Genomic DNA, 21,090 nt, shown 5'->3' with positions numbered 1-21,090 from the left:
GCCGAACGAACTGCGAGCGGACGACTGGTTTTGAGGATTCGTTTCAGTGTTCGACGTACTCCACCAGCACGCCGCCCGTCGATTTCGGGTGGAGGAACGCCACGTCGTGACCCCACGCGCCGGGTCGCGGTTCCTCGTCGATGCATTCGACGCCGTGCTCGCGCGCCGTTTCGAGCGCGCCCTCGATGTCGTCGGTTTCGAGCGCGACGTGGTGGATTCCCGCCCCGTTCTTGTCGAGATACCGAGAAATCGTTCCGTCTTCGAGCGGTTCGAGCAGTTCGAAGTAGCTGCCACCGAAATCGAGGAAGACGACGCGGAGTCCGTCGAACTCCTCCTCGTGGGCGACGGGGGCGTCGAACAGCGCTTCGTACGTCTCCGCGAGTCCGGCCGCATCGTCGGTTGCGATGCCGATGTGGTCTATCTGCATGCGGAAACGATGGCCGTATCGCGGCATAACGGTGGTGATTCGGCCGACCGGATTGCCGCGAGGTGGGAATTATTAGGCGTACCGTGCATGATAGTATCCGATGGAACCCACTGCCTTGCGAGCCGACATCCCCGCGCTCGAACGGACGACGTACATGAACACGGGCGCGAGCGGCCCCAGCCCGACCCGCGTCGTCGAGGCCAACGAATCCTGTCTCGAACGCCACGAGTACGAGACACCGGCCGACGAGGGGATGTATCCGTTCACGTTCGACGTGCTGGACCGGACCCGGAAGACGGTCGCCGACCACCTCGGCGCGACCGCCGAGGAAATCGCGCTGACCCAGAGCACGACGGACGGCATCAACCGAATCGCCGCCGCGCTCGATTGGGAGTCCGGCGACCGCGTCGTTCGAACCGACCTCGAACACTCCTCGGGCATCCTCCCGTGGAAGCGGTTGGAGCGACAGGGCGTGGAGACGGACGTTCTTTCGAGCGAGGACGGACGACTCGACCTCGATGCGGTGAAAGACGCCGTAACCGACGCGAAACTCGTCTGTTTCAGCGCGCTGACGTGGACGCACGGGACGATGCTTCCGGTGCGGGAACTCACCGACATCGCCCACGATGCGGGTGCGCTCGTTCTCGTGGATGCCGTGCAGTGTCCCGGCCAGATGGCGCTCGACGTGACCGAATGGGACGCCGATTTCGTCGCCGGTGCCGGTCACAAGTGGTTGTTGGGGCCGTTCGGTGCCGGATTCGTCTCCGTCCGTTCGGGAGCGGAACGCCATCTGAACCCGGCCCACATCGGCTATCGGAGCGTCGAGGACCCCAACGCCGAGGCGTACGCCTACGAACCCGGCGCGCACCGACTCGAAGTGGGAACCGTCTCGCCCGCACCGTACGCCGGACTGGGGGAAGCCATCGACGTCATCGAGGAAGTCGGGTACGACACCATCGAGAGCCGAATCCGGGAACTAACCGACCGACTGAAAGAGGGCCTCGTCGCGTCCGACGACGCGCGATTGCTGAGTCCCCGCGAGTACGAGTCCGGCCTCGTGACCTTCGAAGTGGACGACCCGGACGCGTTCGTCGAACGACTCGCTGGCGAGGGGATTCGCATCCGCTCGCTGCCGTATCCGACCAACTCCGTCCGCGCCTCCGTCCACGTGTTCAACACGGCGGACGACATCGACGCGCTGTTGGCGTACGTCTGAGTGCCGAGCTACGGTCCCTCCTCTCCTCGAATCGGGCCGACCGTACCCCATACGTTCATCGTGTCAGAGGTTGTCGTGGAATGCGTCCGTCGGACCGAGGAGTTCGGTATCGGCCGACGGTGGGGGAAGAAGGATGTCTCACGACACGCAACGAAAGGGATACGTTATCGCCGTCGACGGGATAACCGACGTGGACCGCTTCATGGACGAGTACCTCCCTGCCACCGGGGAGACGATTGCGGACCACGATGGCGAGGTACTCGTCGGCTCGACTGATATCGACGTGATAGAAGGCGACTGGGACCACTCCTTGACCGTCGTCCTCGAATTCCCGTCCGTCGAAGCCGCCGAGGAGTGGTACAACGACGATACCTATCAGGAACTCAGGCAGGTTCGCCACGAGACCTGCGAGTACACCGATTTGATAATCACCGCCTCGTTCTCGCCCGACGACCTCGGCTGAAGAGGTACTCAGCAAGCACTTTTCGAGACGGGTCGAGGGAGTTCGACTCGCCCGATTAAATCGCCGTGCCCGGCCGATACTCGCCGAACACGTCCCGGAGTTCGTTACAGATTTCGCCCACCGTCGCGTAGGCCTTCACCGCGTCCACGATGTACGGCATGAGGTTGTCGTTCCCCTCCGCGGCCTCGCGGAGCGCGGTCAGCGTCTCCTCGACTTCCCCGTCGTCCCGTTCCTCACGGACCTCGTTCAGGCGGTCTATCTGTCGGCGTTCGTCCTCCTCCGTGACCTCCTGGATGTCCATCTCGGGTTCCTCGTCCACCTCGAACTCGTTGACGCCGACGATGGTCCGCTCGCCGGACTCTATCTCCTGTTGGCGGTCGTAGGCCACGTCCTGAATCTGGCGCTGGACCCACTGGCTCTCGATGGCCGAGCGCATGCCGCCCTTCTCGTCGATGGTGTCGAGCAGGTCGAACGCCTCTTCTTCCAAGTCGTCCGTGAGCGCCTCGACGTAGTAACTCCCGGCCAGCGGGTCGATGGTGTCCGCCACGCCGCTCTCGTGGGCCAGAATCTGCTGGGTGCGGAGCGCGGTCCGTACGCTCTCTTCCGTCGGCAGCGCCAGCGCCTCGTCCTTGCCGTTCGTGTGCAGGCTCTGGGTCCCGCCGAGAACCGCCGCCAGCGCTTGGTACGCCACGCGGACGACGTTGTTCTCTATCTGTTGGGCGGCGAGCGTCGACCCCGCCGTCTGGGTGTGGAACTTGAGCTGTTTCGATTTGGGGTTCTCCGCGCCGAAGCGTTCCTCCATGATGGTCGCCCACATCCGCCGCGCGGCGCGGAACTTCGACACCTCCTCCAGAATGTCGTTGTGCGCGTTGAAGAAGAACGAGAGTTGCGGCGCGAACTCGTCCACGTCCAATCCCGCGTCGAGCGCGGCCTCGACGTACTCGATACCGTTGCCGAGCGTGAACGCGAGTTCCTGTGCCGCCGTCGCGCCCGCCTCGCGGACGTGATAGCCGGAAATCGAGATGGTGTTGAACTTCGGCACCTCCTCGGCGCAGAACTCGAAGATGTCCGTGATGATGCGCATCGACGGTTCGGGCGGGAAGATGTACGTGTTCCGCGCGATGTACTCCTTGAGCAGGTCGTTCTGAATCGTTCCGCGGAGCTGTTCGCGGGAGACGCCCTGCCGGTCGCCCACCGCGATGTACATCGCCAACAGCACTGACGCGGGCGCGTTGATGGTCATCGACGTGCTCACCTCGTCCAGCGGAATCCCGTCGAACAGCGCCTCCATGTCCGCGAGCGAGTCGATTGCGACGCCCGACTTCCCGACTTCCCCCGCCGACATCGCGGCGTCGGAGGTGTAGCCCATCTGCGTCGGCAGGTCGAACGCCACCGACAGCCCCGTCTGGCCGTTGTCGATGAGGTAGTGATACCGCTCGTTGGTCTCTTCGGCCGTCCCGAACCCGGCGTACTGGCGCATCGTCCAGAGTCGCCCGCGGTACATCGTCGGGTAGACGCCGCGGGTGTAGGGGTCCTCGCCCGGATAGCCGAGGTCCTCCTCGTAGTCCGTGTCGGCGACGTCGTTCGGCGTGTAGAGGCGCTCTACCGTCTGTCCGTCCGTGTCGGTCGTGAACTCCTCCTTTCGCTCGCCGAACCGCTCCAGCGTCGGGTCGAGCGTCTCCGCTTCCCACTCGTCTTTCCCCCGGCGGATTTCGTCGAGGTCGTCCGCGTCAAACATTGCCTGAACTGTTGTCGACGATTCGTCTTAAGGATTGACGGACGACTTCGAGGGCGACAGAAGAATGTAGTCGTTCGATACGTGTAGACGTCCGTTTCGATGGCGACGAGAAGACGGTAAGACAAGTAAAGTCCTGAAAGCCCTTGTCAGTGTACGACACGACAGAGAATCAGAGGCACGCGAATCTGGACAAACTACGTCGGCGCGTGCGTCAACGGGCCTGAGGCCATTGCGGCCGAAGGTCCGTTGAGTACCATGCGAGGGATGACTGAGCGGATGCGAAGGAATCGGCTGGGGAGGATGTGGCCGTCGCGGTGCCGTGCTGGGTGGGATTGAAAGGGGCCGTCCGGTCGCGTTTGCTGTGGTCGTCTCGGTGACCCCTATCGCGGACCTCTCCGCACCGCTCGGTCCGCGATATGTCGGCGAGCGACCGCGACCGGACGGGAGCTTTCGAAAACTGCTTCTCACGGACGTCAATCACCGTTCCATCAAAAACGACATGCGACGACCGGGCGGGGGCTTTCGGAGTTTACTCTACGCCGTCATTTTTGAAATCCGACGGAAAAATCCCTGTTTGTAGACGTGGGAGAGAACCTGATGGTGAAAAATCTACGTTTAGTGGTCGTCTTCGCGCCACTTGTGTTCGCACTCGGTACAGACGAAAAAGCGGGTCTCGCTCTCGTCGGCCGAGCGAATCTGCTGGAGGTACCAGTAGGCCTGGTCGTTGTCGCAGTTAGGACACTGCACCTCGGTCGTCGGGAGGCCGTTGCTGCCGCCGCCGCTCTCGATGATTTCGCTCGCCTCTTGGTCCTCGGTGATGACGTACTCCGAGGCGTCGCCCCGCGGAGTCTCGTGGCCGCAGCTACCACAGACCCAGAACCCGTCGTTTGCTTTCATCATGGAACCGCACTCGTCACAGAACTCCATTGTTGTCCCGGACTAACAAACGCGGCCATTTAAGTAGCGTGCTTTCCGCGCTTTTTTCGCTTATCCCTCCCCCTCCGACTGGTACGGTTCGCCGACCGCTTCGCGCGGGAGAACGTTGTTGATCTCCGTTTCGAGGTCGCGCGCGGACTCGTACTCCTCTTGGTCGGTCTGGGCGATGAGGCCGCCGAGGTTCTCCTCGCCCTCGGCGAGGACGAGCGTCGTCTCGTCCAACTCGATGGCCGCGTCCTCCCGCAGAATGGGATAGGAGAGTTCTCGAAGCACCGACTCGACCCGATTGTATTTGACTCTTTGTGCCATGGTAGCACAGACGCCCCGGTCGTGCTTAGGTGTTATCGCGTTCCTTCTCGAACCGCCGTTACCGCTCCCTCACCCCCGCGATTGCTGCCACGACGACCGCCATCACAACTGTCTTCACCGTGCAGTCGGTATTTCGACTCGAATGTTCAGTGTGGACAGGCGAGTGCTAGCTTTGGCGATTGCACGGATGGCCGACTCGGCTGGCAATTCGTTTCTCATCATCGTTCTCCCGCTCTACATTACCAGCGGCGTGATAACCGGGAATTCTTTCGGACTCACCGCGACGGCCATCACGGGCATCGTCCTCTCCCTGTTCGGTTTCTTGAACAGCTTCACGCAACCGTTCGCGGGATACCTCTCGGACAAATCCGAGCGGCGGAAAGTGTTCATCCTGCTCGGACTGGGAATTCTGGCGGTGACGAACTTCTCGTTCTCCTTGGCCAGTAGCTACCCCGCGCTCGTCGCCATTCGCGCCGTTCAGGGTATCGGCGTGGCCTTCACCATCCCGTGCACCATCGCGCTCGTCAACGACCTCGCGTCGGACGAGAACCGCGGCGGAAACATGGGCGTGTTCAACACGTTCCGACTGCTCGGATTCGGTGCCGGGCCGATAGCGGCCGGTGCGCTGGTTCACAACGGTCCCTACACCGTGGCTGGCATCCACATGACCGGCTTCGAATCCGCCTTCTACATCGCCTCCTTGGGGGCGCTCATCAGCTTCGCGCTCGTCACGCTGCTCGTGAGCGACCCCGAACAGGCCGACGCCGAGGCGGCCGACGACTTCTCCATCACGATTCTCGGCTCGCGCGGCGGTCTCGACCCCATCTTCACGCTGGCGCTCGCCTCGCTGTTCATGGCCATCAGCATCGCGTTGATTTCGACGCTGGAGACGACCATCAACCGGCGACTCGGACAGAACGAACTGTGGTTCGGCATCGAGTTCGCGGCGTTCGTCCTCGCACAGGTCGCCCTCCAGACGCCCATCGGCCGTGCGACGGACCGCTACGGCCGAAAACAGTTTATCGTCGCCGGACTCGTCCTGCTCATCCCCGCCACGGTGGTACAGGGCTTCGTCGGAACGCCGGTGGAGATGCTGATCGCCCGACTCGTACAGGGCGTCGCCGGTGCGCTCGTGTTCGCCCCCGCGCTGGCGCTCGCGGGCGACATCGCACGAAAGGGACAGTCCGGGACGCAACTCTCCCTTCTCACCATGGCGTTCGGTCTCGGCACCGCCATCGGGCCGCTCTCCTCGGGATTCCTCGTCAAGTTCGGCTTCCAAGTGCCGTTCGAAGTCGGCGGCGTCCTCGCGGCGCTCGGGGCCGCCCTCGTCTACACGCAGGTCGAAGAGACGGTTACGAAACCCCCGGACGCCCGTCCGACGCCACAGGATTGAAAACGCTCTTTCCTCAGTCGAAGTTCGGGTCCCTGTCCTCGACGAACGCCGCCATCCCCTCCCGCTGGTCGTGCGTGCCGAACAGCGAACTCCACAGCCGACGCTCGTAGCGCAGTCCCGCCGACTGGGTTCCTTCCTGTACCTGATTCAGCGCCTCCTTCGCGGCTTGCAGGGCGAACGCCGGGCGTTCCGCGAGGTCGGTCGCCATCTCCTCTACGTGGGCGTCGAGTTCGTCGGGAGCGACGACTTCGCCGATCAGCCCCATCTCGTGGGCGTCCTGGGCGTCGATGCGCTCGCCGAAGAAGATGAGCCGACGGGCGAGTTCGTCGCCGACCAACCGCGAGAGGCGCTGCGTGCCGCCCCATCCGGGGATGATGCCGAGGTCGATTTCGGTCTGACCGATGACGGCGTTCGAACTCGCCACCCGGAGGTCACACGCCAGCGCGAGTTCACACCCGCCCCCGAACGTGTAGCCGTTGATGGCGGCGATGACGGGCGCGGGAAACGCTTCGAGCGAGTCGGCGACGTCGTGGCCCAACTCCGCGTACTCCTGTGCGTCGGTCACGGAGAGGTCCTGCATGTAGCTGATGTCGGCTCCGGCGATGAACGCCTTCTCGCCCGCCCCCGTGAGGACGAGCGCGCGGGCACCGTCCGCCTCCGCTTCGTCGATGGCCTCGCGGAGCGCGTGGAGCGTTTCGACGTTCAACGCGTTGAGTCGGTCGGGGCGGTCGACCGTGAGCGTCGCAACGTCGTCCGAAAACTCGTATCGTACCGTGTCCCATTCGGGCATGCGTGGGATGTCTCGGGGTATTCGGTTAATCGTTGCGGACGGGCGGGTGACGGCGACGGGCCCGCGCTCACCCCGTGATTCCTCGTGTCGCTTCGGAACTGGGAAATAACCCCCCGTCATAATCACGCGACAATGACGTTGTCCGAGGAGGCCCGCGACCGTCTCGCCGATTTGGTCGAACTCCAACCGACGAAAAACAGCGAACTGCAGGACCGCTGGGGGTTGGAGAGCGGGAGCGAAGTGCACCAGTATCTCGAAAGCGAACTGAAGGAGTACTACTACCGCGACGAGAACAGCTACATCCGCGCGACGACGGAAGCCAACGACCTCGTGGACGTAGAGCCCGGCATGGTCGCCGACGACGAAGACGATGCGCCGAGCGTCGTCCGCGTCCCGACCCTCCAGCGACAGGTGTTCGACGTCGTTCCCGACCCGGACGACCGGTCGGCGAGCGTCGTCTCCGTCCTGCACAGCGTCCGCGACGAGTTCGATATCGACCCCGACGTGGACGACGTGCGCGCCGCGCTCCAGAGTCTGAAACGAAAGGGCGTCGTCGAGGTCGTCTACCGGACCGTCCCGACCTTCAAACTCGCCGTCGCCCGCGACGACATCACGGTCGAAGAGTCCGGGTGAATCACTCGGCGTCCGACGCCGACTGCCCCGGACGATAGCGTTCCCGACGCGATTCGAGCAGTCGTTTGCTGGCGTTCCCCGGCCCGCCCTCGATGGGCCATCCTTTCTGCCGCCACGCCGGGGGTTCGGGTTCGAACGCCGAGCACCGCCCGGAACACTCCCGCGCGGTCTGGTGGCAGGATTTCGCGTCACAGTAGGGCAGTACCAACGCCTCCTCCCGCCGCAGTTCGAAGTGCCGACAGTCCGGACGCATCGTCCGAGTGTACGTGCGCCATCCCCGTTCGTACGCCCGTTCCGCGATTTCGAGCCGCTTTTTTGCTTTCTCCTCGGGCGGGACGTACTCGAACCGGGCGGCCGACTGGTCGTACTTCCCGCCGCTTGGTCGTTCGAGGATTCGCGTCCCCGGCGCGTCCACGTCGAGCGTTCGGGGGTACCACGCCACTGCGGCGTCGTGCCCGTCGAACGTCAGAATCCCCGCCTCGACCGGTACCGATTCGAGCAGTGCCGGTTCGACCGTCTCGCCCGTCGCGTTCGTCGCCACCCACACCTCGTCGGCCAACGAGAGCGCCACGTCCCGTTCCAACTGCGGTCGCAAGTTGCGGGCCGCGCTGGCGTCCAAGTCCGGTTTGTTCTCGATGGCGACGATGCGCCGAATCCAGTCCGGGTACTCGTACCGCCGTTTGATTTCGAGGCGGTTGCCTCGCTTTCGCACCTTCAAAATTTCCCGTTCGTCCGCCTCGTGAATCGTCTCGCGGACGTACCGCCACGGATAGTCGGGGTCGGGGAGGGCGTCCCGGTACCACTCCCACTCGGCGGGAGCGTGTCGAACGACGCCGAGCATGTCGCCGTCCAGGCGACGGCGGCCGAAGTCAGCGCGGTGGGCGAACGCGTCCGCATCGACCTCGATAACGACGGTATCCCATCGTCTGCGCTTCGTTCCGAGTTGTCGGGCGACGAGGACGGCCCGGTCGCCGCCGTCGGGCGGCCACCGTCGCTCGGCCCACCGGCAGGTTCGCAGTTCGAAGACGAACTCCGATTCGTCCATACGGTACCCTCTCACCCAGCGCTGGTAAGCGATTCGACTACGCAATATCAAAAAATATTTGTTGGAAGATGAGAAAGACGAATCCCTCTCGTCAACTGACGAGTAAACCGGTTTCCGTACCGGTACCCCGATATCTATGACCCTACGAAACGCCCTCACGACCCTGTTGGTCGTCTCGCTCCTCGCCGGACCCGCAGCGGCGGGTTCCGCCGGACACGCGGCGAGCACGACCAATCCCGCTGTACAGTCCCCCTCGCTCTTCCAGTCGAACGATGCGAACGGTACGGTCTCGTTCAATCGTTCCATCTACGAGGTCGAGCAGGGTGAGACGGTTACGATGAACGTCACGCTGGAGGACTTGGACGCCATGACCGTCCAACTCGGCGGCGGCGCGATGGACTACAAACTCAATGCGAGCGTCACCGACGGCAACGGCGACGGTACCGTCGTCCTCGTTTTCGACACCGCGAAAGCGGGGAGCGGCGACGGGTCAGCCCTGACGACGAAGGCCGACGCGGACGAACTCACCGTCAAAAACGAGACGACGGTCGATGGAACTCTTCCCGCGAACATGTACGGAATCACCGTCTACGCCGGAACCGGGGACAGCGCTCCCACCATCGAATACGGCGGTCTCAACGTCAAAGGGGATGCGACGAACGGGTCGCGGACGACCGCGGCGAACACCCCGACGACGTACGATGAATCCAACATGACGACTACCACGTCGAACGACTCCACGACGACCACCGACAGCAGCGGTCAACCCGGGTTCGGCGTCGGTATCTCCGTCGTCGCGCTCGCGGCGGTCGCGTTGCTCGCACGGCGGCAATAGACCTCGAAAAATCCGCGGTTCGTTTTCTTCGCTCAGGCCTCTTCGTACTCGTCGAGGAACTCGTCCGCATCCCGGAGGATGTCGCGGGGTCCGTCCTGCGTGATGGTGTTTATCGCCTGCTCGTAGTCGCGCCACTGCAGGTCCCGGTGTTCGGTCGAGAGTTCCGCGCTGGCCTCGTACGATTTCGCGATGAACAGGTGGACGGTCTTGTGAATCGTCGTCCCGTTCGCCTCGAAGACGTAACTGTAGTCGTCGCGGAAGCCGTCGAGGAGCCGAAAGTCTTCGATTCCGGCCTCCTCTTTCACCTCCCGTATCGCCGTTTGCTGTAGCTCTTCGTCACCCTCCACGCCGCCTTTCGGGAACTCCCAATCGCCCGGTCGGCTTTTGAGGAGGAGGTATTCTCGTCGACCGCGGGTATCCCTGAACAGGATCGCACCCGCGCTCGTAGCGTTAACTGCCATTGTGTTCAGTTACGAGGTTAGCCATTAAAGGAATGTCGAACCAATACGGGCGTTTTCGTGCCACCAGCCCGCTCCGTTTTGAATTCCTCGTGATAGTTCGTTGGTGAATGTCGAATCTCCTGCGGAGTAATCCCTCGGGCCGGAAGCAGACGTTTTACGTAGAAGGATTGTGTACTGCCTACAGAGCTAGCCATGACCTTCATCACGAAAATACTACTCCAGAGCGGGAACCGTCCCGTTCTCGACAGCGTGGTATCCGACATTCGCTCGCTGGCCGGACGAAAAGGGGCTGACCTTCGCGGACCGCATTCGGACCCGCCGGAGCGACACCGCGTACCGCAGTACAAGACGCTCTCCGGCGACGAAGGGCGACAGTTCCGAAGCTGGGATTACACCGTCTACACCCGACGACTGGAAATCGTCGGTCACAACGACGTCTCCCGCCGCGTCGCGCAGATGGACTTCCCGCCGGGAATCCGCGTCGAGGTCGAACTCGAACAGATTCAGGGCATGGGGAAAGCCTGACCGCCGCTCGTTTCTTCTCTCTTCCGGAATTCGAAAAACACGTGGTTCAGCGACCGCTCGGTTCACGACCGTCAGTTTTCATGGCCGACTGACGGTCGTGTCGAGAAGTCCGAGACGGCTGCTGAACACCGTCGCGTCCCGCGCGAACTCGTATCTCGTCCGTTCCCGTAGCGTCCCTTTGGTGAACACGTAGGAGGCACCGGCGACGCTTCCGGTTCCTCTGTCGTACCGAATCGCGTAGCCGTTGTAGTCGTCCGGTTGCGATATTTCGGCCGCCTCACCGCCGCCGGGGAGGGAGAGCATCCGCACGGTTATCGACGCCGGGAGCAGTGAGACGACGCGGAACCGCGCGTCCGCCACGTAGTCGTCGAAGTACACTAGTACTTCCCGCCCGTCCTGTGCTGCCGCTGTCCCCACCCCTGCAACGCCGAGTCCGACCGCACCCGCCGCGAGCAGTCCTTTCTTCATGAACTCCCGACGCGAATCGCTCGGGTTCGGGAGTTCTATAGCATCGTTCGATTCCATCGTTCCGTACCCCCCGTGGTACGCACTCGTAGGGAGGCGTCTCGCGGGGATAAAGCGGACGTAAGCGGCGGGTTACGGAGTAACCCGACGTAACTGACTCCGCGGCGCGGCCGACGTCCCGGTGCAACAGACATCCTGATGCGACCGACGTTCGTCGAATCGCGGACCGTGACTACTCCCCGTCGAGCGCTTCGACGAAGGACGCCCGTCCGACGTGCTCGTTCGCGTCGAACTCCTCGACGCGAAGTCGGACGCGCTCGTCGACGGCGTTCGTCGGCGCACCCTCGACGTGAAGGATGGTGTCGCCGACACGTGCGGTCGCGGTCCCGTTACGGTGGCCGGTGAGGTAGACGTCTATCTCCTCGCCCGCCTCGAACTCGGGCTTGTTCGTCCGGAACGACCACCCGGCGAGATACTTGTCGAGGAGGCTCATACCCGCGCCACCTCCTCGGCGCGGCGGTCGGAAACGTACTCCAGTCCGAACCCGGTCAGGGCCGATATCAGGAACACGCCGAACAGGAACCAGCCGTGGAAGACGAACGGCCAGACCTCTGCGGGGTTGACGACCATCGACCGGGTGAACCAGCCGAACTGGTCGCTTCCAACGAGTTGAATCATCGTGGCGTAGCCGACCAAGACGCCGCCGCCCCACGGGAAGATGTAGCCCATCGCGGAACTGTTGGCGTCGAGGATGTTCGCGCGGCGGTAGCCGTTGACGTTGAACCGCTTGCCGATGCGGGCGACGTAGGGTGCGATGGCGATTTCCGCGGCGGTGTTGATGGTTATCATCGCGTTGACGCCCGCCGTGCCGAGGACCATCGTGGTCTCCGCACGTCGGACGTTCGTCGCGACGACGTTCAATAGCCAGTTCTGGAGCGCCTCGAAGCCGCCGCCGCGGATCATTATCTGTGCACCCGCGACGATGAGCAGGGTCAAGACGATGAGCGGGAAGAACCCGGACGCGCCGCTGTAGAGGCTTCCGCCGACCGTCCCCGCGTTGTCGGCGTTCACGGCGACGGTCTGCACGAACGGCAGGAAGCCGAAGGTGCTCGCGAGCGGACCGTTGTTCGGTGCGTAGAACACCAACATCTTCTGAATCGGCGCGAGGCCGGTGACGACGTTGACGATGACCGCGAACACGAGTCCCCACGAAATCGCCTCGACGATGTGACGACCCGAGATGGCCGTCACGATGACGATACCCATCGAGACGAGGTGGATGAGGCCGATGGGGTTGCTGTCCAACGAGACGTCGGCGGCGATGTTCGCCCCGTCCATCATCATCCCGGCGACGACGTAGCCGACCAGCGCGAACACCGCCGCGGTGAGCGCGTACTTGAACCGGGAGGCGACGACGCCGCCGATGTCCGAATCCTGCGTCACAGCGCTCACGATGGTCGTGTCGCTGACCGGTGCGAGGTTGTCGCCGAACACCGCGCCCGACAGTATCGCGCCGAACATCAACACCGGGTTCGCGCCGACGACGAGACCGGCCGGGAAGAACAGGCCGGTAAACGCGATGGTCGTCCCGTACCCCGTGCCGATGCCCGTCGCCAACAGCGCCGCGAGGATGAACGTCGCCGCCGGGAACAGCGACGCGCCGACGTGCAACGCGTCCGCGGCCCAGACGAGTCCTTGGACGAACCCGCCGTCCTGTAACACTTGCGCGAACATGCCCGCCCAGAGCCACGCGACGATGGCCGTCGCCGCCACGCGCTGGGTCATCCCCTCGAAGATGGTGTTGGCGTAGGTTTTCCAGTCGCCCTTTGCGAAGAACATCCCGATGATAAGCGAGACGAGCATCCCCACGACGAGGCCCGAGGTGCTCCCGACGCCGAGGAAACCGCTCTGGAACACGGCCCAGACGATGAACAAGCCGATAGGTAGCGCGCTCATCGCCGTCCCGCCGTAGAACTCGATGCGAGACTCGTGTCGTGCGTGTTCTGCTTGCGCTAACTCCTCTTCGACTTCTTCGTCACGCTCGTCAGTTGGCGAACTCATTCATATTACCTCTGACACCCTGTGTCAAGCAACCGCGATGGTATAAAAGTAGTCCGCAAAAATTGACAGACAGCGGCGTTTCTGTGCAAAACAGTCACTAAATTTTCAATTCTGCGCGCGAGTCTAAGAACGAAATTCGACGGCTGGCCGCTTTTCGAGTATTTAAGGCCCCGCCCGCCGTCCACCTCGCCATGAGTCAACAGACCAGCCGCGATAGACTCGTCTCGCTTCGACGTGACCTCCACCGCCACCCGGAACCGGCGTGGCGCGAGTTCTACACCACCGCTCGAATCGTAGACGAACTCGAATCCATCGGCGTGGACGAACTGTACGTCGGTCCCGAGGTGCTCGCACAGGAAGAGCGCATGTCGGTCCCGGACGACGACGAACTCGAAACGTGGTACGAACAGGCGCTCGAAGCGGGTGCACGCGAGGACGTCCTCGAACGACTCGACGGCGGCAACACGGGCGCTATCGCGGTGCTCGACCGCGGCGAGGGTCCGACCGTCGCCCTCCGCGTGGACATCGACGGCCTGCTCCGCGAGGAATCGACCGATGAGGACCACGTTCCCGCCGCTGAAGGGTTCCGCTCCGAGCACGCGGGCGCGATGCACGCGTGCGGGCACGACTCGCACATCACGATGGGAATCGGCGTCTTGGAAGCCATCAAGGACAGCGACTTCGAGGGAACGTTCAAGGTCCTCTTCCAGCCCGGCGAGGAGATGGTTGCCGGTGGCAAGCCGATGGCCAAGAGCGGCCATCTGGACGACGTGGACTACCTCCTCGCGGTTCACATCGGCCTCGACCACCCGACCGGCGAGGTGGTCGCGGGCGTCGATGGGTTCCTCGCGGTGGACCACTTCCTCGCGGAGTTCACCGGCCAACCGGCCCACGCTGGCGGTCAGCCGAACGCGGGCGAGAACGCGATTCAGGCGATGGCGACGGCCATCCAGAACCTCTACGCCATCCCGCGCCACGAGGACGGTCCGACGCGCATCAACGCGGGGCAGGTCGGCGGCGGAACGGCCACGAACATCATCCCGGAGCAGGCGTTCATCGACGGCGAAGTCCGCGGCGAGACGACCGAACTCAAGGACTACATGAAAGAGCGCGCGGAGCGCGTCCTCGAAAACGCGGCGGCGATGCACGGTTGTTCCGTCGAACTGAGCGCGGAAGGGGAAGCGCCGAGCGCCGAGAGCGACGAGGGATTGGTCGAAATCGTCCACGACGTGTCCCTGAACACGAGCGGCGTCGAGAACCCGATTCGCCGCGACACGCTCGGCGGGAGCGAGGACGCCACGTATCTGATGCAGGAGGTCCAAGGGAACGGTGGTCTCGCGGCCTACGTCGGCGTCGGAACCGACCACCCCGGTGGCCACCACACCGCGACCTTCGACGTGGACGAGGACAGCCTCCAAATCGGCGTAGACCTCCTTTCGACATCTATCACCGAAATCGCACAGCAACGTCCGTAGTTGGTGCAACAACGACGATAGTGTGCGGATTTCCACGCTGCCGATACCTGTTCCTCAGGCTGTGATTACGTTCCACCAACCGTTTCAATTGAACACGGTAATTTTTATAAGCACCCGTCACAACCGTCTAAGTAGATTCGAACAGTATTGCAGTGTTCGAGAGGTACAACCTATGAACGGGAACATCAACGACAGCAACGACGGTGCAGTTATCACGAGTTCAGCGCAGACGAACCAGTACACTATCTACGCCGACGGGGAACAACTCAGTACCGCGGTCGTCATGGCACTTACGGATATTACCGGGGGAGACCCCAGCGACATCGGGGTACCGCTATACGACGTCATCGACCCCGACGCGCTCGACAATCTATTTAGCGACAAACACGACGGGTCGCCTCGAACGGGTGGAAAAGTCGTCTTCACCATCCTCGACTACGAAGTGACCGTCCAGAGCTACGGCGAGATTGTTATTCGAGAACAGGAATAACGACTCTCCTCTTTTTTCCGTTCGTTGCCGTTCCCTTCGACTTTTCATCCTCTCGGCCATGCTAAGACATAGCTTACCATACAACCGTCGCGGTGACGTATCCGTCTGCAGTCTTTCACACACCGAACAATATCACCCGGTCATGGAAGATGGACCGGATGGGTGACCGAGTTCAGTATTTCGGCGCCGCACCGGTGGTCGCGTACACCTCGTCCATCAGGTCGTCGCGCACGTCCTGCCACGCGGCGAGTCCGCGCGGGTCCGTCGGGTAGTGGTCGTAGTGGTCGAGAACCTCGTCGGCCAGCTTCTTCGTCTTATAGAGATCGTAGACGAGTCGCCAGTGGTCGCGCGCATCGAGCGCCGTCTGCAGTTTGAGACGGAGGCCGATGTTGGCGCTTCCCGAGTACAGCGCCTCGGAGAGCTTTTCGGCGGGAAGCGCGCCGAGCATCCCCATCAGGTCGTCCACGTCCACGGCGGTCGTGAAGATGTTGTAGATGTCCAGACCGGCGTATCGCGCTCCGAAGTGGTCCATGACGCGTCGGTTGTACTCCCACAGCGCGTGCTCGCTCGCGTCGCCGGTTTCGAGGGCCTCGATAGCCTGCTCGCCCGCGTACTTGCCCGCGTACGCCGCGCCCGCGATGCCACCACCGGTGGTCGGGTTGACGTGTCCGGCGGCGTCGCCGACGGCCATGAAGCCGGGCGCGACGGCCGAATCGTAGGGGCGACGGGTCGGAAGCGCCGCGCCGAGTTTGTCCTCGACGGTCGCTCCGTCGAACTCGGCCCGGTTGCGGAGGTCGTGTTTCAGGTCGTCCACGAGTTCCATCGGCTCTTCGTTCATCTGGAAGCCCAGCCCAGCGTTGATTTCGGTGCTGGTGCGCGGGAAGTACCAGAGGTAGCCCGCGGCGCGGTCGGTCGGCTTGAACACGAGGGCGTCGTCCCACTCGACCGGTTCGTCGACGTGGATGATTTCGCGGTAGGCCGAACAGAACTGCGAGTAGGTGACGTTGGTGTCGAACGTGGTGCCCGAGAAGTCGGTCTTGTCCTGCAACAGCGAGAGCGCCCCCGCGGCGTCGATGAGCAGGTCGGATTCGTACTCCACGACGTCGCCCTTGTGGATGGCTCGAACGCCCGTGACGCGTCCGTCGTCGTTCTGCGTCACGTCTTGGACGACCGTATCGTAGTGGAACTCCGCACCCGCGTCCTTCGCGCCCTGAATGATGCGCCGTCCGTACTCCCATCGGTCGATGACGGCGAGTTCGCCGGGGATGGGGATTTCGAGCACCGTGTCCTCCCGCGGAATCTCGAATCGCCCGTGGTCCACGCCCGTGTTGGTGAACGCCGGTTGTAGCTTCTCCTTGGGAATCGCCTCGGGGAAGGCGTCGGCCCCCTTCAGGGCGTCGCCACACGCGATGTGGCCCGCTTCTTCCTCCGTCTTCCGCTCGACAACCGCCACGTCGTACCCCTCGCGGGCCACGGTCGCCGCGGCGTAGCACCCCGACGTCCCCGCACCGACGACGACCATATCGTACTGTTCGCTCATGCGTTTCGCTACGAGAGGGAAGCGAGAAAACTCTTTATCCCCTATTGTGTCCTTCAGGGGAGGACGCTAAATGCACGACGGCGTGCATAAAGAGTTTTGCCGAGTTGTTTCGTACGCCGGGGTATGACCGAGTACACCGTCGAGTTCGTCGGGACCGGCGAATCCATCCAGGTTTCGGACAAACAGACCATCCTCAACGCCTGCATCGAGGAGGGCATCGCGCAGGAGTACTCCTGTCGCGTCGGCATGTGTCTCGCCTGCTCGGCGGAAATCGTCGAGGGCGACGTGACCCAACCCGCCGCTCGCGGTCTGACCGAAGAGGAATCCGAACACTACGCGCTCACCTGCATGGCTCGCCCGCAGAGCGACCTGAAACTCGACCGCGGGAAGTATCCGCCGAGCATCGAAGCCGACGCGGAAGCCATGGACGAATCCGCGGCGGCGGCGGACGACTGAGCTACCTGTTCTCTTCCATCCACTTCGCCCCGAACTCGACCAGTTCCCGCTGTGACAGCAGCGTCGCGTCCGCCTCGCCGACGCGCCCGCGGCGCACCTCGTGGTCCTCCTCGAACGCCGCCTCGACGTCCCGGAAGTCGTCCTCGCTTTCGGGTTCCTCGAACGTCACCCACCGACGCTCGCCGTCTTCCAGCACCGGACCGCCGTTCGTCTCGAACGATTTGTCGTAGTCGGCGCGGTACTCCGCCAGATGGAGCGACGTGTTCGCGTCCACGCCGAGGCGGAGCACCCGCGCGTCCAGTTCGTCGAGGCGCGCGAGCGGCGACCGTTCGCCGAGCGGCGAGTCGTAGGCGTGGTCCGCGACCACGACGTCGGCGTCCGCACCCCACGCCGCGAAGGACGTCGTTGGGTGGCGGCTTCGGACGACGCCGGGATAGTCCCGGAAGCAGTCCGCGATTGCGCCCATGCCGCGCGTCGGCGTGAGTTCCGGTCGGAACGGCGGCGAGGTTTCCCTGATGCGCTCCTCCCACTCGTCTGGAACCGGCGGGTTCTCCCAGTGCGTCGGGTCCGAAAGCTGGGTCGAGTGGGTCGGCATGGCGAGCGTTCCCGCCGCCGTGACGACGCCCATGAGCGCGTCCACGGCCGCCGGTGCGCCGCCGGAAACCCACGCGAGCGCCGAGAGCGACGAGTGAACGAGGACGGTATCGCCCGCCGACAGGCCGAGGTCGCGGAGGTCGGCTTCCAATCGCTCGGTCGTTATCGGCTCCGGGGTTCGCTCGACCGCATCCCCCTCGGTCATGGCGGGCGCTCCAGCGAGAATCGATCGTCCGTTCGTGCGTAGAGACTCCCGGCGAGACGGCCCACGGCGTCGATTTTGTTCACGTCGAGCTTTCCGTCCGTGGTCACGTCGTCGTCCACGTGGACCCATTCGACTTCGCCGAGCACCATCGTGGACGCGCCGATGTCCACCATGTCGTACAGCGAACACTCGAAGGCGACCGGCGAATCGGCGACGCGCGGCGCGTCCACCGCGGTCGATTCCGCACGGTCCAGTCCGGCGCGGTCGAACTCGCTCTCGCCGTGCGGGAGCGTCGCGCTGGTTTCGTTCATCGCCTCGGCGAGCGGTTCGGTGACGACGTTGACGACGAACTCCTCCGTCTCCCGCACGTTCGTCGGCGTGTCCTTCAGGCCGTCCTCGCCGTCCACCGGCGAGAACATCACGACCGGCGGGGCGACGCTGACCACGTTGAAAAAGCTGTACGGCGCGAGGTTGTCCACGCCGTCGGGACTCCGGGTGCTCACCCACGCGATGGGGCGCGGGACGACGGCACCAGCCAACGTCCGGTACAGCGAACCGACCGTCTCCGGATTTATCTCCATATCGTGGTACATAGCGCGCGTTGCCAAACGGATTTCGGGTTCGGTCGGTCCTGCCGGAAGTCGGTGACCGCTCCCCGATTCGTCATTCATACAGCCGAATCATCCATTACGTGAGAGCACGATTCTCTGATATGAGCGTCACCGAGTCGATACGGTCGGTCGTCGATATCGTCCGCGAGCGCAACGTCACGTTCCTCGCGGCGAGTTTCGCGTACTACGCGTTCGTCTCCCTGTTCCCGCTCGTCTTGCTCGCGTTGGCCGTCGGGACGTTCGTCGGCGGACAGGAGTTCTCGAACATGCTCATCGACGCCGCCAGTCGATTCCTCTCGGACGAGGGCGCGACCGTTCTCGACCGCACGTTACAGAACACCTCCGGAACCGCGGGCGCGTCGGTCGTGAGTATCGTCATCCTCCTCTGGAGTAGCCTCAAACTGTTTCGCGGCCTCGTCATCGCCTTCGAGGAGGTGTACCAGACGTTCCCGGACATGGGTATCGTCGAGCAGGTGAAAAAGGGCCTCGCGACGCTCGTCGCGGTGGTGCTCGGGGTCGCGCTGATGGTCGTCGTCGGGACCATCCTCGGGTCGTCGCTGGTGACGAGCATCCCGTTCGTGGGTGCCATCGCCAGTTCAGGCCTGCTGTTGGGCCTCGTCTTCGTCTTCCTCCCGCTGTACTACGTCCTCCCCCCGGTGAAGATGTCGCTTCGGGAAGCGCTGCCCGGAACGCTCTTCGCCGCCCTCGGCTGGCTGGTGCTCCAAGCGGGATTCCAGTACTTCCTCGGCGGGTCGGGAAAGTACGGACTCACCGGCATCCTCGGCGTGATAATCGTCTTCCTCACGTGGCTCTACTTCGCGGGCGTCATCTTGCTCGTCGGTGCCGTCGTCAACCTCGTCGTCGCCGACCGGAGCGCGGCGACCGTCTGACGCTCGCCACTTAACAGTACGGCTTCGGTGTCGTCCGCGCCGACGGACGGCTTTCAGTATCGTCGCCCGTCTTCTATCGCTCGGCGTAGTTCGTCGGCGCGTTCGGACCCGACGAGGAGCGGCCGCCCTCCGTCGCGTTCGAGTCGCACGCCCTCGCTTCCGTCGACGATGTACGCTTTCCCCTTCTCGTCCCACGCCAACCCGTTCCGGGTCAGCGAGACGCCCCACCGAATTCCCCACCCGCCGTAGTCACGCATGGCGCTGTACTCGGCCGCTTCGACCGCCTCAATTTCTCCGAACGGAATCCGACGGAACCGGAGGTGAAACGGGAAGAACTTGAGGTACACGCCGTCGTCTCGTACCTCCGTCACGAGCGCCGCTCGGTGTATCAGGACCAACGGCAGGACGAGCGCGAGCAGGGTCAGCCCCCCGACTCGTATCGCTTCGGGGGTCAATCCGCCGTACTCGTCGGCGAACACGACGCCCAGCAGGATGAGGATTGGAACGTTCGTGACGAGCAAAAACGCCCACAGCCACCCCTGTCGGAACCGCTGCGTTTCCCGAAAACGGGGGTCGCCGTTCATTCTCGCTTCATTTCGTTACCAGCGAAATATACTGTTCGATATGGCTACAGTTATGCGTCGTCCCCGGCAACTCGCGCCATGGTCAGTGGCTCTCGAGTGGTCAGCGTCACGTTCGCGCTGATTCTGGCGCTCACCACCCTCGTCGGTCCGTTGGCGGATGCCCTCGACGTGAGAGGTAACTCGGGGATTTTCGGCGTGTTTGGCGTCGCGCTTCTCCTCGCGTACGCCCTGCTCTCGTACAACCCCAACCTGTACGTCGATGGCGTCTGGCACTTCGCCTTCCTCGTCTTCCTGCTCTCCATCGGGATTCACTACCTGCTCGGAACGGGTCTCACGTCCGGGAACGCGACGCCCGCACAAATCGTGCTGGTGTGGCTGTTCGCGGCCGGTGCGGTCGCGGTGGCGTTCAGGAGGACGGTTATCGAGCAGTTGCGGGCGTAATCACGGTTCGTCCCGGAGATACGGCCGAAGCAGGTCGCCGTCGTGAAGGTTTTCGGGTAGTCGCTCGAACCACTCCGCCGCCGAAATCTCGCCCTCGTGCACGCCCAACCGCGACGCGTCGGGAATGTCTCCCTCCGAACGAGCGGCGTACACGACGTACCGGGCCGAAAACCGTTCCTCCCCGTTCGCCGCCGCGACGTAGGATTGGTCGAGGACGACCAGCGGCGCGCCGATGGTAGCATCCAATCCCGTCTCCTCGCGCACTTCGCGCTTCGCGGCTTCCGTCGGTGTTTCGCCGGGTTCGACCCCGCCACCGGGGAGAATCCATCCCTCGGACCACCCGTTCTTCACGAGGACGATTCGCCCCGCCGCGTCGCGGACCCGCGCCGCCGCTGTCAACCCGGTGCCGTCGACCGCCCACTCCCGAAGCGACGCCAGTTTCGACTCGGGGAGCGAAAGCGTCTGTTGCTCGCGCGGCGTGTCCGGTGGAACGTCGTGAGACACACC

26 protein-coding genes are annotated in these 21,090 nt (G+C 63.6%); 11 read left to right on the top strand and 15 right to left on the bottom strand.

The features are described from left to right. Positions 1-43: 43 nt before the first annotated feature. Positions 44-427 carry a methylmalonyl-CoA epimerase gene (gene mce / locus OPC11_RS09785; protein ID WP_007979382.1) on the bottom strand — a complete coding sequence of 128 codons (384 nt, stop codon included), beginning with the start codon at positions 425-427 and terminating at the stop codon, positions 44-46. A 100-nt stretch (positions 428-527) separates the two neighbouring features. Between mce and OPC11_RS09780 the strand changes: the two genes are divergently transcribed. After that, complete coding sequence (locus OPC11_RS09780; RefSeq protein WP_264781757.1) at positions 528-1,643, top strand: aminotransferase class V-fold PLP-dependent enzyme; 1,116 nt, start codon at positions 528-530, stop codon at positions 1,641-1,643. A gap of 133 nt (positions 1,644-1,776) precedes the next feature. Beyond that, positions 1,777-2,106: a DUF1330 domain-containing protein gene (locus OPC11_RS09775; protein ID WP_264781756.1), complete on the top strand. Its 330-nt coding sequence runs from the start codon at positions 1,777-1,779 to the stop codon at positions 2,104-2,106. A 55-nt stretch (positions 2,107-2,161) separates the two neighbouring features. Here the strand turns inward: OPC11_RS09775 and OPC11_RS09770 are convergent, their stop codons facing one another. The 3 genes from OPC11_RS09770 to OPC11_RS09760 all read right to left on the bottom strand — a co-directional run bounded on the left by OPC11_RS09770 (position 2,162) and on the right by OPC11_RS09760 (position 5,089). Further along, entirely contained in the window at positions 2,162-3,844 is a 1,683-nt protein-coding gene (locus OPC11_RS09770; protein ID WP_264781755.1) for a methylmalonyl-CoA mutase family protein, read from the bottom strand. 615 nt (positions 3,845-4,459) lie between these two features. Further along, on the bottom strand, positions 4,460-4,771 hold the full coding sequence (locus OPC11_RS09765; RefSeq protein WP_007979377.1) for a transcription factor S: 312 nt from the start codon (positions 4,769-4,771) through the stop codon (positions 4,460-4,462). A gap of 60 nt (positions 4,772-4,831) precedes the next feature. Then, entirely contained in the window at positions 4,832-5,089 is a 258-nt protein-coding gene (locus OPC11_RS09760; RefSeq protein WP_264781754.1) for a hypothetical protein, read from the bottom strand. A 142-nt stretch (positions 5,090-5,231) separates the two neighbouring features. On the opposite strand from OPC11_RS09760, the gene OPC11_RS09755 reads away from it, so the two are divergent. Next, positions 5,232-6,482: an MFS transporter gene (locus OPC11_RS09755; RefSeq protein WP_049805643.1), complete on the top strand. Its 1,251-nt coding sequence runs from the start codon at positions 5,232-5,234 to the stop codon at positions 6,480-6,482. Between the two features lie 13 nt (positions 6,483-6,495). Here the strand turns inward: OPC11_RS09755 and OPC11_RS09750 are convergent, their stop codons facing one another. Continuing rightward, positions 6,496-7,272, bottom strand: coding sequence for an enoyl-CoA hydratase-related protein (locus tag OPC11_RS09750; RefSeq protein WP_264781753.1), 777 nt, complete (start codon positions 7,270-7,272; stop codon positions 6,496-6,498). Between the two features lie 132 nt (positions 7,273-7,404). Here OPC11_RS09750 and OPC11_RS09745 point away from each other — a divergent pair, with 132 nt between their 5' ends. Then, positions 7,405-7,905, top strand: a complete 501-nt coding sequence (locus tag OPC11_RS09745) for a DUF5797 family protein (RefSeq protein ID WP_007979372.1) — start codon at positions 7,405-7,407, stop codon at positions 7,903-7,905. A 1-nt stretch (position 7,906) separates the two neighbouring features. On the opposite strand, the gene OPC11_RS09740 is transcribed toward OPC11_RS09745, so the two are convergent. Continuing rightward, positions 7,907-8,950 (bottom strand): DUF5787 family protein, encoded by a 1,044-nt coding sequence (locus OPC11_RS09740; protein ID WP_264781752.1) that lies wholly within the window; start codon positions 8,948-8,950, stop codon positions 7,907-7,909. 136 nt (positions 8,951-9,086) lie between these two features. Here OPC11_RS09740 and OPC11_RS09735 point away from each other — a divergent pair, with 136 nt between their 5' ends. After that, positions 9,087-9,785, top strand: a complete 699-nt coding sequence (locus OPC11_RS09735) for a PGF-CTERM sorting domain-containing protein (RefSeq protein WP_264781751.1) — start codon at positions 9,087-9,089, stop codon at positions 9,783-9,785. Between the two features lie 32 nt (positions 9,786-9,817). Here the strand turns inward: OPC11_RS09735 and OPC11_RS09730 are convergent, their stop codons facing one another. Then, on the bottom strand, positions 9,818-10,246 hold the full coding sequence (locus tag OPC11_RS09730) for a bis(5'-nucleosyl)-tetraphosphatase (protein WP_007979368.1): 429 nt from the start codon (positions 10,244-10,246) through the stop codon (positions 9,818-9,820). 192 nt (positions 10,247-10,438) lie between these two features. Between OPC11_RS09730 and OPC11_RS09725 the strand changes: the two genes are divergently transcribed. After that, complete coding sequence (locus OPC11_RS09725; RefSeq protein ID WP_007979367.1) at positions 10,439-10,771, top strand: uS10/mL48 family ribosomal protein; 333 nt, start codon at positions 10,439-10,441, stop codon at positions 10,769-10,771. A gap of 78 nt (positions 10,772-10,849) precedes the next feature. Here OPC11_RS09725 and OPC11_RS09720 read toward each other — a convergent pair whose 3' ends face one another. The 3 genes from OPC11_RS09720 to OPC11_RS09710 all read right to left on the bottom strand — a co-directional run bounded on the left by OPC11_RS09720 (position 10,850) and on the right by OPC11_RS09710 (position 13,297). After that, complete coding sequence (locus OPC11_RS09720; RefSeq protein ID WP_007979366.1) at positions 10,850-11,296, bottom strand: hypothetical protein; 447 nt, start codon at positions 11,294-11,296, stop codon at positions 10,850-10,852. Positions 11,297-11,468: 172 nt separating this feature from the next. Then, positions 11,469-11,729 carry a hypothetical protein gene (locus OPC11_RS09715; protein ID WP_069453012.1) on the bottom strand — a complete coding sequence of 87 codons (261 nt, stop codon included), beginning with the start codon at positions 11,727-11,729 and terminating at the stop codon, positions 11,469-11,471. Further along, positions 11,726-13,297, bottom strand: coding sequence for a Na+/H+ antiporter NhaC family protein (locus OPC11_RS09710; protein WP_007979364.1), 1,572 nt, complete (start codon positions 13,295-13,297; stop codon positions 11,726-11,728). The genes OPC11_RS09715 and OPC11_RS09710 overlap by 4 nt, the downstream gene beginning before the upstream one ends. A 191-nt stretch (positions 13,298-13,488) precedes the next feature. Between OPC11_RS09710 and OPC11_RS09705 the strand changes: the two genes are divergently transcribed. Together OPC11_RS09705 and OPC11_RS09700 are read left to right on the top strand one after the other, a co-directional pair. Continuing rightward, entirely contained in the window at positions 13,489-14,772 is a 1,284-nt protein-coding gene (locus OPC11_RS09705; protein WP_264781750.1) for an amidohydrolase, read from the top strand. Positions 14,773-14,944: 172 nt separating this feature from the next. Beyond that, entirely contained in the window at positions 14,945-15,262 is a 318-nt protein-coding gene (locus tag OPC11_RS09700) for a HalOD1 output domain-containing protein (protein ID WP_007979361.1), read from the top strand. 172 nt (positions 15,263-15,434) lie between these two features. Here the strand turns inward: OPC11_RS09700 and OPC11_RS09695 are convergent, their stop codons facing one another. After that, positions 15,435-16,802, bottom strand: a complete 1,368-nt coding sequence (locus tag OPC11_RS09695) for a geranylgeranyl reductase family protein (protein WP_007979360.1) — start codon at positions 16,800-16,802, stop codon at positions 15,435-15,437. Between the two features lie 123 nt (positions 16,803-16,925). On the opposite strand from OPC11_RS09695, the gene OPC11_RS09690 reads away from it, so the two are divergent. Further along, positions 16,926-17,258, top strand: coding sequence for a 2Fe-2S iron-sulfur cluster-binding protein (locus tag OPC11_RS09690; protein WP_007979359.1), 333 nt, complete (start codon positions 16,926-16,928; stop codon positions 17,256-17,258). Between the two features lies 1 nt (position 17,259). On the opposite strand, the gene OPC11_RS09685 is transcribed toward OPC11_RS09690, so the two are convergent. Together OPC11_RS09685 and OPC11_RS09680 are read right to left on the bottom strand one after the other, a co-directional pair. Continuing rightward, positions 17,260-18,057: an AAC(3) family N-acetyltransferase gene (locus tag OPC11_RS09685; protein ID WP_264781749.1), complete on the bottom strand. Its 798-nt coding sequence runs from the start codon at positions 18,055-18,057 to the stop codon at positions 17,260-17,262. Then, on the bottom strand, positions 18,054-18,638 hold the full coding sequence (locus OPC11_RS09680) for a flavin reductase family protein (protein ID WP_264781748.1): 585 nt from the start codon (positions 18,636-18,638) through the stop codon (positions 18,054-18,056). The genes OPC11_RS09685 and OPC11_RS09680 overlap by 4 nt, the downstream gene beginning before the upstream one ends. Before the next feature lie 131 nt (positions 18,639-18,769). Between OPC11_RS09680 and OPC11_RS09675 the strand changes: the two genes are divergently transcribed. Continuing rightward, positions 18,770-19,558 (top strand): YihY/virulence factor BrkB family protein, encoded by a 789-nt coding sequence (locus tag OPC11_RS09675; RefSeq protein WP_264781747.1) that lies wholly within the window; start codon positions 18,770-18,772, stop codon positions 19,556-19,558. A gap of 53 nt (positions 19,559-19,611) precedes the next feature. On the opposite strand, the gene OPC11_RS09670 is transcribed toward OPC11_RS09675, so the two are convergent. Then, positions 19,612-20,142: a hypothetical protein gene (locus OPC11_RS09670; RefSeq protein WP_264781746.1), complete on the bottom strand. Its 531-nt coding sequence runs from the start codon at positions 20,140-20,142 to the stop codon at positions 19,612-19,614. A gap of 78 nt (positions 20,143-20,220) precedes the next feature. Here OPC11_RS09670 and OPC11_RS09665 point away from each other — a divergent pair, with 78 nt between their 5' ends. After that, positions 20,221-20,583 carry a hypothetical protein gene (locus tag OPC11_RS09665; RefSeq protein WP_264781745.1) on the top strand — a complete coding sequence of 121 codons (363 nt, stop codon included), beginning with the start codon at positions 20,221-20,223 and terminating at the stop codon, positions 20,581-20,583. Here the strand turns inward: OPC11_RS09665 and OPC11_RS09660 are convergent, their stop codons facing one another. Next, positions 20,584-21,087, bottom strand: a complete 504-nt coding sequence (locus OPC11_RS09660) for an NUDIX hydrolase (RefSeq protein ID WP_264781744.1) — start codon at positions 21,085-21,087, stop codon at positions 20,584-20,586. It abuts the gene before it with no gap. Between the last annotated feature and the right edge of the window lie 3 nt (positions 21,088-21,090).

The organism is Haladaptatus sp. T7 (genome assembly GCF_026008575.1).
In the GTDB taxonomy this organism is placed as follows: domain Archaea; phylum Halobacteriota; class Halobacteria; order Halobacteriales; family Haladaptataceae; genus Haladaptatus; species Haladaptatus paucihalophilus.
The sequence above is the reverse complement of the archived record's forward strand: the minus strand, read 5'-3'. Positions and strand labels throughout refer to the sequence as shown.